The organism is Pseudoalteromonas issachenkonii (assembly GCF_002310795.1).
In the GTDB taxonomy this organism is placed as follows: Bacteria; Pseudomonadota; Gammaproteobacteria; order Enterobacterales; family Alteromonadaceae; genus Pseudoalteromonas; species Pseudoalteromonas tetraodonis.
In genome coordinates, this window is sequence record NZ_CP011030.1 from 1701867 (window position 1) to 1718734 (window position 16868).

Annotated in this window: 15 protein-coding genes; 7 read left to right on the forward strand and 8 right to left on the reverse strand. The window is 41.7% G+C overall.

The window, feature by feature from the left end; translation table 11 throughout:
* Window positions 1-69: 69 nt before the first annotated feature.
* From bioD to bioB, 4 genes are read right to left on the reverse strand one after another with little or no spacing between them, the layout of a single operon-like run.
* On the reverse strand, window positions 70-753 hold the full coding sequence (bioD, locus tag PISS_RS07860) for a dethiobiotin synthase (RefSeq protein WP_058154642.1): 684 nt from the start codon (window positions 751-753) through the stop codon (window positions 70-72).
* 18 nt (window positions 754-771) lie between these two features.
* Window positions 772-1590, reverse strand: a complete 819-nt coding sequence (locus tag PISS_RS07865; protein WP_058154643.1) for a methyltransferase domain-containing protein — start codon at window positions 1588-1590, stop codon at window positions 772-774.
* Window positions 1587-2741: an aminotransferase class I/II-fold pyridoxal phosphate-dependent enzyme gene (locus tag PISS_RS07870; RefSeq protein WP_058154645.1), complete on the reverse strand. Its 1155-nt coding sequence runs from the start codon at window positions 2739-2741 to the stop codon at window positions 1587-1589. The genes PISS_RS07865 and PISS_RS07870 overlap by 4 nt, the downstream gene beginning before the upstream one ends.
* Before the next feature lie 55 nt (window positions 2742-2796).
* Complete coding sequence (gene bioB / locus PISS_RS07875; RefSeq protein ID WP_058154647.1) at window positions 2797-3837, reverse strand: biotin synthase BioB; 1041 nt, start codon at window positions 3835-3837, stop codon at window positions 2797-2799.
* A 95-nt stretch (window positions 3838-3932) separates the two neighbouring features.
* Here bioB and bioA point away from each other — a divergent pair, with 95 nt between their 5' ends.
* The 5 genes from bioA (at window position 3933) to PISS_RS07900 (ending at window position 9797) form a co-directional block, all read left to right on the forward strand.
* On the forward strand, window positions 3933-5234 hold the full coding sequence (gene bioA, locus PISS_RS07880; protein ID WP_058154648.1) for an adenosylmethionine--8-amino-7-oxononanoate transaminase: 1302 nt from the start codon (window positions 3933-3935) through the stop codon (window positions 5232-5234).
* Window positions 5235-5414: 180 nt separating this feature from the next.
* Window positions 5415-6227 (forward strand): hypothetical protein, encoded by an 813-nt coding sequence (locus PISS_RS07885; RefSeq protein WP_058155493.1) that lies wholly within the window; start codon window positions 5415-5417, stop codon window positions 6225-6227.
* Entirely contained in the window at window positions 6228-7274 is a 1047-nt protein-coding gene (locus PISS_RS07890) for an extracellular solute-binding protein (RefSeq protein WP_033103420.1), read from the forward strand. It abuts the gene before it with no gap.
* Window positions 7274-8773 carry an ABC transporter permease gene (locus PISS_RS07895; protein ID WP_058154650.1) on the forward strand — a complete coding sequence of 500 codons (1500 nt, stop codon included), beginning with the start codon at window positions 7274-7276 and terminating at the stop codon, window positions 8771-8773. The genes PISS_RS07890 and PISS_RS07895 overlap by 1 nt, the downstream gene beginning before the upstream one ends.
* A 13-nt stretch (window positions 8774-8786) precedes the next feature.
* Entirely contained in the window at window positions 8787-9797 is a 1011-nt protein-coding gene (locus PISS_RS07900) for an ABC transporter ATP-binding protein (RefSeq protein WP_058154652.1), read from the forward strand.
* A gap of 57 nt (window positions 9798-9854) precedes the next feature.
* Here the strand turns inward: PISS_RS07900 and PISS_RS07905 are convergent, their stop codons facing one another.
* Window positions 9855-10289 carry an AAA family ATPase gene (locus PISS_RS07905; RefSeq protein ID WP_013464982.1) on the reverse strand — a complete coding sequence of 145 codons (435 nt, stop codon included), beginning with the start codon at window positions 10287-10289 and terminating at the stop codon, window positions 9855-9857.
* A gap of 291 nt (window positions 10290-10580) precedes the next feature.
* Between PISS_RS07905 and asnS the strand changes: the two genes are divergently transcribed.
* Complete coding sequence (gene asnS, locus PISS_RS07910) at window positions 10581-11978, forward strand: asparagine--tRNA ligase (protein ID WP_058154654.1); 1398 nt, start codon at window positions 10581-10583, stop codon at window positions 11976-11978.
* 62 nt (window positions 11979-12040) lie between these two features.
* Here asnS and PISS_RS07915 read toward each other — a convergent pair whose 3' ends face one another.
* From PISS_RS07915 to PISS_RS07925, 3 genes are all read right to left on the reverse strand, one after another.
* On the reverse strand, window positions 12041-13120 hold the full coding sequence (locus PISS_RS07915; RefSeq protein ID WP_058154656.1) for an acyltransferase family protein: 1080 nt from the start codon (window positions 13118-13120) through the stop codon (window positions 12041-12043).
* Window positions 13121-13307: 187 nt separating this feature from the next.
* Complete coding sequence (locus PISS_RS07920) at window positions 13308-14234, reverse strand: electron transfer flavoprotein subunit alpha/FixB family protein (RefSeq protein ID WP_058154658.1); 927 nt, start codon at window positions 14232-14234, stop codon at window positions 13308-13310.
* Window positions 14235-14984, reverse strand: coding sequence for an electron transfer flavoprotein subunit beta/FixA family protein (locus tag PISS_RS07925; RefSeq protein WP_013464986.1), 750 nt, complete (start codon window positions 14982-14984; stop codon window positions 14235-14237).
* A 219-nt stretch (window positions 14985-15203) separates the two neighbouring features.
* Here PISS_RS07925 and PISS_RS07930 point away from each other — a divergent pair, with 219 nt between their 5' ends.
* Window positions 15204-16850, forward strand: coding sequence for an electron transfer flavoprotein-ubiquinone oxidoreductase (locus PISS_RS07930; RefSeq protein WP_058154659.1), 1647 nt, complete (start codon window positions 15204-15206; stop codon window positions 16848-16850).
* Window positions 16851-16868: the final 18 nt, after the last annotated feature.

Consider the following 16868-nt stretch of genomic DNA (forward strand, 5'->3'; position numbering starts at 1 on the left):
CGTTATGACACACTATGTCATAACGTCAGCGCTATTCTGTGACAAACTATGTCACAACACAAGGGTTATTTATGGATTTATGGATAATTTTTCAAGCAGGGTTTTATAAATTTGTAATTTAGGGGTTTGCTCTCTGTATGGGCTAATGGCAAGCAGTGGAAATGGTAAACGTGTTATGAGTGAATCTAGGTTTGCTTGGTATTCATCCATAGTGGCATCAACTTGGTTTGCAATCCACCCTACACAATTAACACCCATACTTTGCATGTGTGCAGCAGTGAGTAATGCATGATTTATACAGCCTAGTTTCATCCCTACCACTAATATTACTGGCAGTTGTTCTGCTTTTACCCAGTCGTATAAATACTCGTTATTATTAATTGGTAATGCCCAGCCGCCCGCGCCTTCTGTTAACAGGTAATCTGCGCCTTGTTGCTTAACATGTTGATAAGCCATGCTGAGCTTCTCTACTGTTATGTTTAGTCCCGCTTGCTCTGCAGCAATGTGCGGAGCTATTGGCGGCGCAAATGCAAATGGGTTAATTATGTCGTATTTAGCGCTGACCGTGGCACTTTCCATTAGCATTAGCGCATCGGCGTTTACGAGCTGCTCAAACGCCATTTCACACCCAGAGGCAATCGGCTTAAAACCTATTGCGCGCTTTTTATGTTGCGCGAGTAACTTTAACAGCAAACTGGTTACATGAGTTTTACCGGCGTCGGTATCGGTACCGGTAATAAAAAACTGGTGCATGGCATGGCCTTATTATTTTTACTGGGCTTTTTCTAATGATAACAATACCACATGGTAAGATACATGGGCTTTATTGTTTATAATCGGATAGGCATCACATACTTTTTGCAGCGCTGATTTGGTTAATAAACCACGACGACTTGTTGCATGATTTTGTGTGGTGGCACCAATGGCTTTAATCGATTTTATAGCCGCTAATGCACTGCTGTGTTGATCGGTATAAATGACTTTTTTTGATGCGTTGATCTTAAACCCGGCCTTTTCGACCGATTGGTTTATATTATTATGGCTTGCAAACTGATTAATATGATTATGTGAATCAAGCACTGCAAAGGCGGTTTTGACCTCGTTTAATGACCCTGCAACAACCGTACTAATATAGGCTTGCCCGCCTGGTTTTAATGCTTGGTAAAGCGAGTGCATTAAGGCTTCAAAATTAGCAGACCACTGCAGCGCAAAATTACTAAATAGCACGTCAATACTGTTAGCTTGCAGCGGTAAATTATCCATGTCGGCGCACAGTTTTGGGGTGTTTAAATTACTGCTTTTTAGCATGTTAAAGCTTAAATCTATGGCAACAACTTGGCCAAATAATGCCTTTAAAGCCTGAGTATTAACAAGCGGCCCTGCCCCTAAGTCAACACAGAGCTTTTTAGGGCTTGCAGTAATGAGTTTAAATAAATCATTTGCCGCTTGTTTTTGCACATTGGCATGCTGGCTGTAACTGTTTGCTGCTTTTGAAAAGTTATGCGCTGTGGTTTTTTTTAAAGCCTGAGCAGCTATACACATAGTTGTAGGGCTAAGTGGCTTAGTTTTAATTGCCTGCGGGCTTATCATGAAATAACCTTTTGTAAGCTACCAACGAGTTGTTTTATATCCTCATGGGTGTGGGCTGCACTTAAGGTAATACGCAAACGCGAGGTATTGTGTAAAACAGTTGGCGGGCGAATAGCCGTTAGCCAAATGCCCTGCTGCTTTAGTTGCTCACTGGCTTTTAACGTTTGCTCGGCGCAGCCTAAAACAATCGGTTGAATCGCGGTGTTAGAGTCCATTAGAGCAATGTGCTGCTCTTTAGCTAGGCGTTTAAACAGCGCAATATTAGCGTTTAATTTGGCTCGCCTGTCGTTGGCGTCTCTTATGCTTTTAATACGCGCCAAAGTATGAGCGGCAATAAACGGTGACATAGCGGTTGAGTAGGTATAATCACGATTAAACTGCAGCATGTAATCTATAAAATGCTGCGAACCTAATACGCACGCCCCACTACTAGCAACCGCTTTACCAAAGGTGATCACTAAAATATCGGGCAAGGTATCGGCTGCAATTAAGGCTTCACAACTGCCAAGCCCCGATTTTCCTAAAACACCAAAACCATGGGCGTCGTCTATCATTAACCAGGCGTTATGCTGCTTTGCTAAGGTAAATAGCGCTTTAATTGGCGCAGTATCACCATCCATGGAGAACACACCTTCAGACACAATGAGCTTATTGCGCGCTTTTGATTTTTCTAGCCGTGAGCGTAAATGGTTTATATCGTTATGGTTAAAGCGTACTAACGCGGCGTTAGCGTGTAATGCGCCATCAATTAAACTGGCATGATTGAGTTTATCTTGAAAAATCGCACTGTGTTGCGCTGTCGCTTTATCTTGAAACAAGGCTTTAATCACACTGCTATTTGCGCTAAAGCCCGAATTAAACAACATGCCTGCCTCATAACCCAAAGCACTACATAAAGCTTGCTCAAGCGCTTGCTGTGGTTGTTGATAACCCGTTACTAATGCTGAGCTGTGGCTACCTAGTAATGGCGCGCTGGTTAACTCCACCGGCGAATCGCCAAACCCTAAATAATCGTTACTCGCAAAGTTAAGGTAGGTTTTATCATTAACCGTAATAGTACGCGCCGTTGCGCTTTGTACTACATAGCGTTTACGCAAGAGCTGCTGCGCTTTGCGTTCATCTAAATGGGTGTTTATAAATTCAAATGACATAAATGCTTTAACCTTCAACGCGATACTTTAAACCATTACCATAGTACTGAGCACTTTACGCTTCGTAAAACAATTCTGCGGTTGCTTTATCGGCCACTTGCGATGACAAAGACGCAGCAACGGCTTCATCTGAATAATCGTGGCGTGTTTCTGGGTTCATCCCAAGCTTTTTAATTAATTGCATGTCGGCATCGGCTTCTGGATTTTCTGTTGTTAATAGTTTATCGCCATAAAATATAGAGTTAGCACCGGCAAAAAAGCACATTGATTGCATTTGTTCGTTCATTGCTGTGCGCCCTGCTGATAAACGTACGTAGCTATGGGGCATCATAATACGTGCTGTGGCTATGGTACGAATAAACTCAAACTGGTCTAAGTCATCAACGTTTTCAAGCGGTGTTCCTTTTACCTTTACTAGCATATTAATTGGCACACTTTCGGGCTGCTGGGGTAAATTAGCCAACTGCATTAATAAGCCATAGCGGTCGCTTGCTTGCTCACCCATACCGACAATACCGCCGGAGCAGACTTTCATACCAGCGTCTCGCACATTGCCTATAGTATCAAGGCGGTCTTGAAAGGTACGAGTTGATATAATTTGCTCATAGTATTCAGGTGAAGTGTCGAGGTTGTGGTTATAGTAATCAAGCCCTGCACTGCGCAGTTCATGGGCTTTTTCGTTATTTAACATGCCTAAAGTCATACAGGTTTCAAGGCCAAGGGCTTTTACTTCTTTTACCATTTGCGAAATGTATGGCATGTCTCTGTCTTTTGGATCTGACCATGCAGCCCCCATACAAAAACGAGTGGCGCCTTTTTGTTTTGCTAACCGTGCTTGCTCTACCACTTTTTCTACTTCTATTAAGCGCTCGCGTTCTAAATCAGTTTTGTAATGCCCCGATTGCGGGCAATATTTACAGTCTTCTGGGCAGGCACCGGTTTTAATAGATAACAACGTAGAAATTTGTACTTCGTTTGGATTAAAATTAGCGCGATGCACAGAGGCGGCTTTAAATAATAAATCGTTAAATGGCATTTCAAATAAGGCTTTCACCTCACTGTGGGTCCAATCGTGTCGAACTGTTGCAAGCTCCATAATACTCTCTTTTATTTTTTGCTCTTGGTGTTATTGGCTTAGAATACGTATTGCCGTACCATTGTCAACGAAGCCCACTTAGTTAAAGTTTACATATGATTAATAAACAAACGATAGACCTTGATTTTGATCGTCAGCACATTTGGCACCCCTACACCTCAATGACTCAACCTATTCCGGTTTACCCCGTAACGAATGCAAGTCACAACCTTATTCACTTAGAAACGGGCGAACAACTCATTGACGGTATGGCCTCATGGTGGAGTGCTATTCACGGCTATAACCATCCGGTTTTAAATGAAGCGATGCACGCCCAGATAGATAAAATGAGCCATGTAATGTTTGGTGGCATAACCCACCAACCGGCAGTAGAGCTCTGTAAAAAGCTGGTAGCGATAACGCCAGAGGGATTAACAAAGGTGTTTTTAGCCGACAGTGGCTCAGTAAGTGTTGAAGTAGCCATAAAAATGGCGCTGCAATATTGGTTAAGCCAAGGGGTTACAACAAAACAAAAATTAATGACCCCGTTTAAAGGCTACCATGGCGATACGTTTGCAGCGATGAGTGTGTGCGATCCTATTAATTCTATGCATAGTTTGTACGCTGGTTTTTTGCCTGAGCATATTTTTGTGCCTGCCCCTATTAGCCAATTTAATAGTGCGTTTAATCAAGCTGAGGCCGATGAACTCGAAAGCTATTTTTTAAAGCACCACCAGCAAGTCGCCGCGTTTATTATTGAACCTATTGTGCAAAACGCCGGGGGGATGAATTTTTATCATCGTGAGTATTTAGCCTGTGTGCGTAAGCTCTGCACTCAATATGATGTGCTGCTTATTTGCGATGAAATTGCCACCGGATTTGGCCGCACCGGCAAATTGTTTGCTGTAGAGCATGCCAATATAGAGCCCGATATACTGTGTATAGGTAAAGCGCTGACTGGTGGCGCAATGACCCTTTCAGCAACCATAACTAGCGACAAAATAGCCACAGGAATCAGCGAAGGAGAAGCTGGGGTTTTGATGCACGGACCTACATTTATGGGAAATCCGCTGGCCTGCGCTGTTGCTTGCGCCAGTATTGATTTATTACTAAGCCAAAACTGGCAACACTGTATCAGCGAAATAAATACTCAATTACAGCAGCTGCATAAATGCCAAGCGCTCAGCGCCGTAGCGAATGTACGTACTTTAGGAGCTATTGGCGTAGTAGAGCTTACAGAAGAGGCTGGTAGCATTGATGTCGCTAAAATTCAGGCTTATTTTGTATCTCAAGGAGTATGGATACGCCCCTTTGGTAAGCTAATTTATCTAATGCCACCGTATATAAGTGACAAAAACAGTATTCGCGCTTTATGTGATGCTATTTATAACGCCATAAAAGGTAAACATTACGTATAGATAGGTTAACTATTATTAAGGGTTACGTTAAAATTTATGCAAATAATTAGTTTGCTGCCTATTCGTCCCAAAACATTGGTATTTTTAGCCCTGACCTGTCATTTAGTGTGTTGATCTGAGTGATCTTTAGGGATATGATAATGCCTATCATTTACAATAACATTTATGGACTCACTTGCTATGAAAATATTACTTAAGCCTGCCAATACATTAAGTGCAAGTTTTTTACTCGCCTCTGCGATTTTTGCACAACCTGTATTTGCTAATGGCCCTATTGGTGAGCATGTTAATCACCTTCAAGCTAATTTAAAAACTTACAATGAAGACGTTGAATGGATGATCTCTAAAGTCGATACCATGGTAAGCGATTACGAGAAAAAAGGCGCAAAAGCAGTCAATAGTGATGATTTGGTTGAGTACTGGGAATCAGTTAAATTCCACAGCGCAATAGAAACTAATTACGTGCCTGTCTATGCCTCTATTTGGCAAGGTTTGTATGGCATAAAAATGGCTATCGATAATAAAAAACCAGCGTCAGAAGTACGCAAACAACAACAAGCAATGAATAATGCCCTATGGCAAGGATTAGGCGCAGTTAAACTGGCGGCTAAGTTTCAACAAAAAGGGTTATTAGATAGCGTAAAAGCTACAGCAACTAAAGAAATGACGCAAAGTGCGACTATCGACGAAATTAAACATAAATTAGACCGAGTGGTCGCTAAATACGCAGAACGTTTAAGCGATGAAGCCACCAACATAGTGCACGATACTTACCTACATTTATTTGAAGGTGTTGAAGGTACACTAATTGAACAAGACGCGAAGTTAGTAGAAGTTCTAGAAAAAGACTTTAACGTAACACTTCCACAAGCAATTTCTAATAATAAAAGTGTTGATGAAGTTCGTGATGTGGTTGTTGATATGCAAACCAAACTAAGCCGCGCTCAAACGCTGATTGAAAAAGCAGAAAAAGCACGTAAGGATGTATTTTAAGTGAAACGCAGAACCTTTATTCAAGGCTTAGCTGCGTTAGGGGTAGCGGGTGCTTTACCGCTATCGCTTTCACGCGCTTTTGCCGCTGATATTGCTATTGCAAACCCCGTGTCTGTTGATACATTGCCTAAATTAAAAGGTGCATTGACGCTTTATTTAGGCCGTGGTGAAGGTGGCTTATATGAAAACGTATTACAAGCCATTCAAAAAAAGAACCCTGATCTTGACCTTGCCATTCGTCGCGGCCCTACCGCAGCGCTTGCCAACACCATTGTTGCCGAAGCAAATGCAGGGGTAAAACGTGCCGACTTATTTTGGGCAGTCGACTCTGGGGCAATTGGTTTAGTTACCGATGCCGGCCTTGCCAAGCCCATGCCGAGTGATTTATCAGCGCAATTACAGCCACAATTTAGATACGATGAATGGGCACCTGTTACTGGCCGTATTCGTACTTTGCCTTTTAATACTGAGCGTTTAACCAAAGAGCAAATTCCAACAAGCATTATGGAAATAGCCGACAGTGATTTAAGTATTGGTTGGGCGCCTGCTTATGCTTCTTTTCAATCGTTTATAACTGCTATGCGACTTTTAGAAGGTGATGATAAAACAGCTAAGTGGCTCAAAAAAGTTAAAAAACGTTCTAAAACCTACGCAGGTGAACTCGGTGTGGTAATGGGCGTTGAACGTGGTGAAGTAGACATTGGTTTTGCTAATCATTACTACACGCTGCGCTTAAAATCAGGTAAGCCAGATGCAAAACTTGATTTAGCCTTTACGCAAAATGATGCTGGGTGTTTAGTTAACGCTTCAGGTATTTTATCGTTATCTGAAGACCCACTGGCAATCAACTTTATGCGCTATTTACTTAGCATTGAAGTGCAAAGTTATTTAGCAAGCGAAGCCTATGAAATCCCACTAGTTAATGGCATTACTCAACCCGATGGATTGCCAAAATTAACCAGTATTTCGCCACCTAAAATTGATTTAACCCAGTTGGCTGATTTACGCCCAACTATAGATTTAATGCGCAGCAGCGGCGTTTTATAATGCGAATACCTACATCTTACCCAATGGCGCTGCTTGCAGCGCTAGTGACCCTGACTCCTATTTTTGTTTTAATTACGCTTGCCTCTGACGCAAGCTCTTTTTTTGATAGCCATAATTTAACTATTTTAGGCAATACCCTGTCGTTAATGGGATTAACTGTATTAGGTTCAATTTTAATTGGTGTGCCCTTGGCATTCATTAGCGCCTATGTGCAGTTACCGTTTAAAAAGTTTTGGCTGGTGGTGTTTGCAGCCCCGCTTGCTATTCCCAGTTACATTGGCGCTTTTACGCTTTATGCTGCATTTGGTCCCGGCGGTGAAATAAACAACTTACTTGGTTTTGAAACCCCTTCTATGTATGGGTTAACGGGAGCCGCCATTGTCATGACCTTGTATACTTTTCCGTTTGTTATGATGACTACCCGTTCGTCTTTACTTAGTTTAGATGCCAGTATGGTCAACGCTGCTCGCACACTGGGTATGTCGATGACGCAAAGCGTATTTAAAGTTATTTTACCCCGCGTAATAAATGGCATTGCTGCAGGGTCATTATTGGTTGCGCTGTATACCTTATCTGACTTTGGTACTCCCGCAATGATGCGCTTAGATACGTTTACCCGTGTTATTTATGTGGAATACAATGCTTTTGCCTTAAGCCGTGCGGCTATGTTGTCACTGCAACTGATGGTGATTGTTGGCTTTTTATTAATGATTGAATCACAGATAAAAACCGCCTCAGAGCGTCAAGGTCGTTCGCTTATTTTATTCCCTAAAAAATGGCAACTAGGCGCTATGTTTGCCACCTTTGCGCCTATTTTATTACTCGCTATTGGCCTACCTTTAGCAGTATTTACTTTGTGGTTAGTGCGTGATGGCTTTAGCTCGTTTGATTTTAGTATTGCCTGGCATTCAACTTACGCTTCAGCCATTGCCGCTATTGTTACAGTTATTGTTGCCATTCCGGTTGCCCATGCGGCTTTAAGTGGTAAGGCCGGTAAAGTAATGGAACGCGTTACTTACTTTGGTTTTGGTATTCCGGGTATTGTTATGGGCACAGCGCTTGTGTATGGCGGCTTACAACTACCGTTTTTATATCAAACGCTGGGCTTATTGATTATTGCTTATATGCTACGTTTTTTACCACTTGCGGTAGGTTCTGTGCGTACCAGCACCGAGCATCTTGACCCAAGCTTGGTAAAATCAGCGCGGGTATTAGGCGCAAGCCCGCGCGAAGCCTTTACGCGTATTACTTTACCCCTGACTATCCGTGGTATTATTGCAGGTGGCGCCTTGGTCTTTTTAGAGTCAATGCGCGAATTAGAAGCCACACTTTTATTAGGCCCCACTGGCTTTGAAACGCTATCTACCTACTTATGGCGTGTTTACGAAGCCGGTTATTTTGGCCGTGCCGCTATTCCTGGCTTATTGTTGGTGGTGATTTCTGCGGGTGCTTTAGCTATTATGATGTCTGGCGAAAAACGCAACCAGTTTGAACATTAAGGATTTATAAAAAATGCTATCTGTAAGTCAGTTGTCTATAGATTATGGCAGTAATCGTGTTGTTAGCGATTTAAATTTCACCTTAGGTGAAAGCGAAATATTAATGCTTGTTGGTCCAACAGGTTGCGGAAAAAGTACTATTTTACAAGCGTTAGCGGGGCTTTTACCGATTAGCGAGGGTGAAATTAAAGTGGCTAAATGGACAGCAACACCAAAGCATACTGTGGCGCCTGAAAAACGCAGCGTAGGTATGGTGTTTCAAGACTTTGCGTTGTTTCCTCATTTAACAGTTGAACAAAACGTATGTTTTAAACTAAAAGACAGCAGCCCTGCCGATCACTGGCTAAAACTTCTTGGTTTAGATGCATTTAGGCATAAAAAACCAGCCACACTGTCAGGCGGGCAAAAGCAACGCGTAGCATTAGCGCGTACCCTTGCCCACCAACCTGACTTTGTATTACTTGATGAGCCGTTATCTAACCTTGATGCTGCCTTAAAAGATATGTTGCGTTGGGATATCCGCAACGCATTAAAAGAAGCTGGTGTACCGGCAATTTGGGTAACGCACGATCAAGAAGAAGCGCTTTCGGTGGGCGATCGTGTGGGTGTTTTAAAAGGCGGTGAAATACAACAAATTGACACCCCAGAGCAGTGTTTTAGTACCCCAAACAACCGCTTTGTGGCCCGCTTTTTAGGTGAAGCCAGCTTTATAAAAGGAACCCTAAATAACGGCCAAGCGCTTACCGATATTGGTAATGTACCTGCAAACGGTGTTGATTGTGACACTGGAGAGGTAGAAGTTTTACTCCGTCCAGATGATGTATTATTAGTACAAAGCAGTATTGGTAATAATGGTGAAGTAATTTGGGTACGCTTTGAAGGCGGTAGCCGTTTATGCGCGGTTAAACTTGCATGCGAAACCGTGGTAACTAGCCGAGTAAGCCATGAAGTGGTTGTACACCCAGGTGACAAGGTACATGTTTCGCTCAGTACATCTCACCCATTGGCGGCATTTAAAAGCTAGCGCGTAATAACACGAGTAGTTTTATGAAAAAGCCCTAATTTTGGGCTTTTCTTATAATTACCACTCAAACATGTAGGCCATTTTACTAATGGTTTTAAGCGGTATGTTATGGCTGTTGCGCTTGGCATATAAGTGCTGCATTGATTTGTCTTTTACTTCACCAACAATCACTTCTTTTACTTGATACCCTAAAGCTATCGCTGCTTGCGAATAGGCAATGAATTCCCATTTTTTAATGTTAGTGTTATCAACAATAACCAGTTCAATACCTTGTGCTAACGCGTTAATAAAACGTGCTAGGTTTAGGTTATGATATTGCGATAATTTAAACTTATCGAAATGATATTCACCCTGCTCGTTTACAAAGTAATCATCTGTTGAGCAAATAAAATAATTGCTTTCATCTGCGCCCGATAATTCGTCAGCGAGATTTTGCGCATAATATGACTTACCACTGCCTGGCAGTCCTCGTAAAATAAAAACTTGTTTCATAGCATCCATTTTTTATTAATGGTAAACGTTAATTCGGTTTGATTACTAATAATGCCACAAATTGATGAATTTTCAGAGTAACAAATGGTAATAGTAGCCATTTAACACTAAAAACTGGTTAAAAAAACCGCGCATGACTAAAAACTTTTAAAGAGTTGCCCACAACAGTTTTTTTATTTTACTTTACTAGGTATTATACAAGGTTCAAGTGCAGTGACCTTACATACATAAATGCATGAGTAACGCACAATTAATTTATATAGTTAGGCAACTTATATCATTGGAGTGAAGATGAGCCATTTAGCGATTTCAGAGCTATTAAAAGGCAATGTTGCGGTAGACAGCCAAGTAACCATTAAAGGCTGGATCCGTACACGCCGCGATTCAAAAGCAGGAATATCATTTTTAGCCGTTCATGACGGTTCGTGTTTTGATCCTATTCAAGCGGTAGTTCCTAATTCACAGAATAATTATGATGAAGTTACAAGCTTAACAGCAGGCTGTTCTGTGTCGGTTACCGGTGTATTAGTACAATCAGCAGGACAAGGCCAATCTTTCGAAATTCAAGCTAACTCAGTGACTGTGTTAGGTTGGGTTGAAAATCCAGATACTTACCCAATGTCGGCTAAGCGCCACAGCATTGAGTATTTACGTGAGCACGCTCACCTTCGCCCGCGCACCAACATGATTGGCGCAGTAACGCGTGTACGTAACTGTTTAGCGCAAGCGATTCATCGTTTTTACCATGAGCAAGGTTTTTACTGGATCAGCACACCAATCATCACAGCCAGTGACTGTGAAGGCGCAGGTGAAATGTTTCGCGTATCAACCCTTGATATGCAAAACCTGCCAATGACAGATAAAGGCGAAATTGATTACAGCGAAGACTTTTTTGGTAAAGAAGCATTCCTAACGGTATCTGGCCAGCTAAACGGTGAAACATATGCGTCAGCTATGTCTAAAATTTACACCTTTGGTCCTACGTTCCGTGCAGAGAATTCAAATACATCTCGCCACTTAGCTGAATTTTGGATGGTAGAGCCAGAAGTTGCGTTTGCTGATTTAGAAGATATCGCAAAATTGGCTGAAAACATGCTTAAGTACGTGTTTAAAGCGGTATTAGAAGAACGCCGTGACGACATGGAGTTTTTTGCTCAACGTATCGAAAAAACAGCCATTAGCCGTTTAGAAGAATTTGTTGAAAAAGACTTCGCACAAGTTGATTACACAGACGCTGTAGAAATTCTAAAAGCATGTGGCAAGAAATTTGAGTACGCTGTTGAATGGGGTGTAGATTTACAGTCTGAGCACGAGCGTTACCTAGCAGAAGAACACTTTAAAGCACCGGTTGTTATTAAAAACTACCCGCGCGATATTAAAGCATTTTACATGCGTCAAAACGAAGACGGCAAAACCGTTGCGGCTATGGACGTAGTAGCACCTGGCATTGGTGAGATCATTGGTGGTTCACAACGTGAAGAGCGTCTTGATGTATTAGATGCACGCCTTGACGAAATGGGCTTAAACAAAGAAGACTACAGCTGGTACCGCGACCTGCGTAAATACGGTAGCGTGCCACACTCTGGCTTTGGTTTAGGGTTTGAGCGCTTAGTTGCTTATGTTACCGGTATGGGTAACGTACGTGATGTAATTGCATTCCCTCGTACTAAAGGCAGCGCAACGTACTAAGCCACGCTTTGTAACGTTAAATAAAAAAACCAACCTACGGGTTGGTTTTTTATTGTCTTTATCTAAATCTTTATAAATATCTTGCGTTTATAAAGCATATTTGAAATTAACCAAAAGCCAATAACATGCAATAAAGCAAAGGTGAACGATGCCAATTTAGCACTCATGACTAAGGCTAACTGTTGATACATCCAATCCCCCAAGTTTAGCTCGCCAATATTAATCAGTGAATAGCTCAGTACCCACACACCCGATAACACATAAATAAACAACGGATTCGAGCCATACACAATTAATGGATTAACAAGGCGTTCGGGTTTTACTATGTCGCAAAGCCACACAAAAAAGGCCAGTACAATACAGGCAATCCCTGAGGTGTAAATAACGAAGGTACTGGTCCAAAGCGATTTATTAATTGGCATAATCAGCGAGCCTAATTGCCCTAAAGCGATACCAACAACCCCAATGACCAACAAACGCTTAATACTTGTCCATTGACTGCTAGAGCTGGTAAGTAAACGGGTAACCTCAAAGCCAAATAAAACACTTACTACACTTGGTAAGGTGCTCAAAAGCCCTTCTGGATCAAACGCTAATCCTTTACCTTGCCACAAATGCGATTCACCTAATACCGCTATATCAACCGTTCTAACTAAGTTATTCTCTAGTGTATACGCATTATTAGGACCAACACTTAAAAGCAGTAACCAATATGCAATTAAAATAACAACCGATAAGCTGATCACCCCTCGCCTGTTGAGTAACAATACACAGATAGACGCTAAAATATAGGCAATGCCTATTCGCTGTAATACGCCCAGTATTCTTAAGTTTTCAATGCTCGTGGTAAAGGGATACATATTTAACGCTAAGCCAATAGCAAAAATAATTGCTCCTCGTTTTATCAGCCGTAACACTTGGCTTGCATTAGCTGTGCTGTTGGTTTTTTTAAATGAAAAAAACATCGCAGAGCCAATAATAAACATGAAAAACGGAAAAATTACATCCGTTGGTGTACACCCATGCCAATCGGCATGAAGTAAAGGGGCATACACGTGGGACCACGAACCCGGTGTATTTACCAGTATCATTAATGCGATGGTTAACCCCCGCATAGCATCAAGCGCTTTATACCTTGTCATTTTGGCTCCTATTTAATAATTTGTATGACTACAAATGACAACGCTGTCACTTTGTTATAAAAAAAAGCCAAGCGCAAGTAATTTAGATAAGTGGCGTTATTGAATTAAAAAAGCCGCAGAATCAAGAATGAAACGGCGGCTTTAAATCAGAATATTTAACTTTATATAATGCTGTGGTTATTTAACTTTATAAAGCTTGTTCAAGTTCAGGTAATACATCAAATAAATCAGCAACTAAACCGTAATCAGCCACTTGGAATATTGGCGCATCTGGGTCTTTATTAATGGCCACAATAATTTTTGAGTCTTTCATGCCTGCTAAATGCTGAATGGCACCACTTATACCTACGGCAATATATAAATTAGGCGCAACAATTTTACCTGTTTGACCTACTTGCATGTCGTTAGGGACAAAGCCTGCATCAACCGCTGCACGTGAAGCGCCAATTGCAGCTCCCAGTTTATCGGCAATACCATTAAGAAGTGCAAAGTTTTCACCATTTTGCATGCCTCGACCACCTGAAATAACTACATCAGCTGCAGTGAGCTCTGGGCGTTCAGATTCAGTTTGTTCAACACTAACAAAACTACTTAACTGTGAATCAGAGACCGTATCTAAGGTTGTGACATTAGCTGGTGCTTGTTCGCCTTGTAAATCAAAGCTACTTGCACGCACGGTGATCACTTTTTTACTATCGAGCGATTTAACCGTTGCTATGGCATTTCCCGCATAGATTGGGCGTTTAAACGTGTCTGCGTCAATAACATCAGTAATTTCTGAAATTTGTGCAACATCTAATAATGCGGCAACACGCGGCATAAAGTTTTTACCTGTCGTTGTGGCACTTGCCACGATATGGCTATACTCATCTGCAAGTGATAACACTAGATCTGTCATGCTTTCAGCAAGTTGATGTTCGTACACCGCGTTATCTGCAAGTAATACATTTGTAACACCCTCGATGCTCGCAAGTGACTCACTCATGGCACCTAAGTTTATGCCAGCTAACAATACATCGACATCAAAGCCTAATTTTTTAGCGGCGTTAATGGTTTTTGAGGTTTCTGGTTTTAAGGCACCGTTATCGTGCTCTGCAATTACAAGAGTTTTCATTTAAATCACCTTTGCCTCTGTTTTAAGTTTTTCTACAAGCTGTGCAACGTCTTCAACAATAATGCCGCCGCTGCGTTTTGCTGGTTCTTCTACACGAACGACTTCAATACGCGGTGTTAAATCGACACCTAACGAATCAGCCGCAATAACTTCTAGCGGTTTACGTTTAGCTTTCATAATATTAGGTAGCGACGCATAACGAGGCTCGTTTAAACGTAAATCGGTGGTTACAATCGCTGGTAAATTAAGTGCAACAGTTTGCAAACCGCCATCAACTTCGCGGGTTACATTCACTTTGCCATTTTCAATAACGACTTTTGAAGCAAATGTACCTTGGCCGCGATTAGTTAATGCAGCGAGCATTTGGCCCGTTTGATTATTATCAGAATCGATAGATTGCTTGCCTAAAATAACCAGCTCAGGAGATTCTTGCTCAACCACTTTCGCAAGTAACTTTGCAATATGGAGAGATTCTAGGTTTTGCTCGGTTTCAACATGAATCGCTTTATCAGCGCCAAGGGCAAGTGCTGTGCGTAATTGCTCTTGTGATGCTTTAGCGCCAATAGTCACAACAACCACTTCGCTTGCAGTACCCGCTTCTTTTAAACGAATCGCTTCTTCTACCGCAATTTCACAAAATGGGTTCATTGCCATTTTTACGTTTGTTAAATCAACACCGCTGTTATCAGGTTTAACGCGAGCTTTTACGTTGTAATCAATCACTCTTTTTATTGGTACGAGAACTTTCATAGGGACTCCATAATTATTTAAACCTATAAGCTAACGTATACGTCAACCTATTTATTTTATGAAATCAGACTACTTCCTGTTGACGTAAACGTCAACCTAAAATAACCTTAAACTATTCACAACCTGTAACGTTTAATTTGCATCACAAAATAACAGGTTGCTTAGCTTACTTATTGCCTACAGGGCAAAAGTGAGTCCGTCATAGATAAAGAGGTTATTATGATTGAACGCGAAACCATGGAATTTGATGTTGTTGTTGTAGGGGCAGGCCCTGCTGGGCTTTCAACAGCAATTAAACTCGCGCAGCAAGCACAAGAAAAACAACAAGAGTACATGATTTGTGTGGTTGAAAAAGGCTCTGAAGTGGGCGCGCATGTATTATCGGGTGCTGTTTTTGAAACCAAAGCATTGGATGAGCTACTGCCAAACTGGCAAGAATTGGGCGCGCCTGTTACGACTAAAGTCCAAAGCGATGAAATTTATTGGTTTAATAACGAACAAAAAGCAACCTCTATTCCTCATTTTGCAACCCCAAACACATTTCATAATAACGGTAACTACATTGTTTCTATGGGGAATGTATGTCGTTGGCTTGCTGAGCAAGCAGAAAACTTGGGCGTTGAAATATTTCCAGGCTTTAGTGCTCATTCACTTATTATTGAAGATGATGTTGTTAAAGGCATTATTACCGGTGATATGGGGCTGGATAAAAACGGCGACGAAAAAGACGGTTACATGCCGGGTATGGAGTTACGTGCTAAATACACGGTATTTGCTGAGGGCTGTCGCGGCCATTTAGGTAAGCAACTGATCAATCAGTTTGCTTTAGACGATGAATGCTCGCCACAGCATTACGGTTTAGGCTTTAAAGAAATTTGGCAAGTGGATGAATCTAAACATCAGCTTGGTAAAGTAGTTCACGGAACCGGTTGGCCATTGAGTGGCGATACTGGCGGTGGTGCTTTTATGTATCATAGCGAAAACAACCAAGTGGTGGTTGGTTTAATTGTTGATTTAAATTATTCAAATCCACATTTAAGCCCATTTGATGAGTTTCAGCGCTTAAAACACCACCCGGTATTTAAAAACACCCTTGAAGGGGGTGAGCGTATTGCTTATGGTGCGCGCGCCATTGCCAAAGGCGGTCTACACTCTTTGCCTAAAATGCATTTCCCGGGTGGCTTGTTAGTGGGCTGTGATGCAGGCACGCTTAATTTTGCAAAAATTAAAGGTAATCATACGGCTATGAAGTCAGGCATGATAGCCGCTGAGGTCATTTTTAATGCGCTACAAAACGATTTAGCTAACACTGATTTAACCCAGTACACCGCTGAGTTTAAAAAGTCATGGGCGTATAAAGAGCTGTATCAATCTCGTAACTTTGGCCCTGCAATGCATTCATTAGGTAAATTTGCAGGCGGTGCATACAACACCCTTGATCAAAACATATTTAAGGGTGCCCTACCGTTTAGTTTTAAAGATAACGTACCCGATCACGCCACTTTAAAAGACGCTGATCAAGCTGAAAAGATTGCCTATCCGAAGCCTGATGGCAAACTCAGCTTTGATAAGCTTTCTTCGGTATTTTTATCAAACACTAATCATGAAGAATCGCAGCCGTGTCATTTAAAACTCAAAGATGCATCAATTCCGATTAAGGTAAATTTAGTTAAATTTGATGAACCTGCACAGCGATACTGCCCTGCCGGCGTTTATGAAGTACAAGAAGTCGAAGGCGAGCGAGCCTTTGTGATCAATGCGCAAAACTGTGTGCATTGTAAAACCTGTGATATTAAAGATCCAAGCCAAAATATCACCTGGGTCACTCCTGAAGGTGCTGGCGGTCCTAACTACCCCAATATGTAACAACCTTTCTAAAGAAAT

Excerpts from the sequence above, each read along its gene's own strand:
- PISS_RS07895 (WP_058154650.1), top strand. The coding sequence starts at position 7,274 with ATGCGAATACCTACATCTTACCCAATGGCGCTGCTTGCAGCGCTAGTG.
- PISS_RS07885 (WP_058155493.1), top strand. The coding sequence starts at position 5,415 with ATGAAAATATTACTTAAGCCTGCCAATACATTAAGTGCAAGTTTTTTA.
- asnS (WP_058154654.1), top strand. The coding sequence starts at position 10,581 with ATGAGCCATTTAGCGATTTCAGAGCTATTAAAAGGCAATGTTGCGGTA.
- PISS_RS07905 (WP_013464982.1), bottom strand. The coding sequence starts at position 10,289 with ATGAAACAAGTTTTTATTTTACGAGGACTGCCAGGCAGTGGTAAGTCA.
- PISS_RS07925 (WP_013464986.1), bottom strand. The coding sequence starts at position 14,984 with ATGAAAGTTCTCGTACCAATAAAAAGAGTGATTGATTACAACGTAAAA.
- PISS_RS07870 (WP_058154645.1), bottom strand. The coding sequence starts at position 2,741 with ATGTCATTTGAATTTATAAACACCCATTTAGATGAACGCAAAGCGCAG.
- PISS_RS07865 (WP_058154643.1), bottom strand. The coding sequence starts at position 1,590 with ATGATAAGCCCGCAGGCAATTAAAACTAAGCCACTTAGCCCTACAACT.
- bioB (WP_058154647.1), bottom strand. The coding sequence starts at position 3,837 with ATGGAGCTTGCAACAGTTCGACACGATTGGACCCACAGTGAGGTGAAA.
- PISS_RS07915 (WP_058154656.1), bottom strand. The coding sequence starts at position 13,120 with ATGACAAGGTATAAAGCGCTTGATGCTATGCGGGGGTTAACCATCGCA.
- bioD (WP_058154642.1), bottom strand. The coding sequence starts at position 753 with ATGCACCAGTTTTTTATTACCGGTACCGATACCGACGCCGGTAAAACT.
- PISS_RS07900 (WP_058154652.1), top strand. The coding sequence starts at position 8,787 with ATGCTATCTGTAAGTCAGTTGTCTATAGATTATGGCAGTAATCGTGTT.
- PISS_RS07920 (WP_058154658.1), bottom strand. The coding sequence starts at position 14,234 with ATGAAAACTCTTGTAATTGCAGAGCACGATAACGGTGCCTTAAAACCA.
- bioA (WP_058154648.1), top strand. The coding sequence starts at position 3,933 with ATGATTAATAAACAAACGATAGACCTTGATTTTGATCGTCAGCACATT.
- PISS_RS07930 (WP_058154659.1), top strand. The coding sequence starts at position 15,204 with ATGATTGAACGCGAAACCATGGAATTTGATGTTGTTGTTGTAGGGGCA.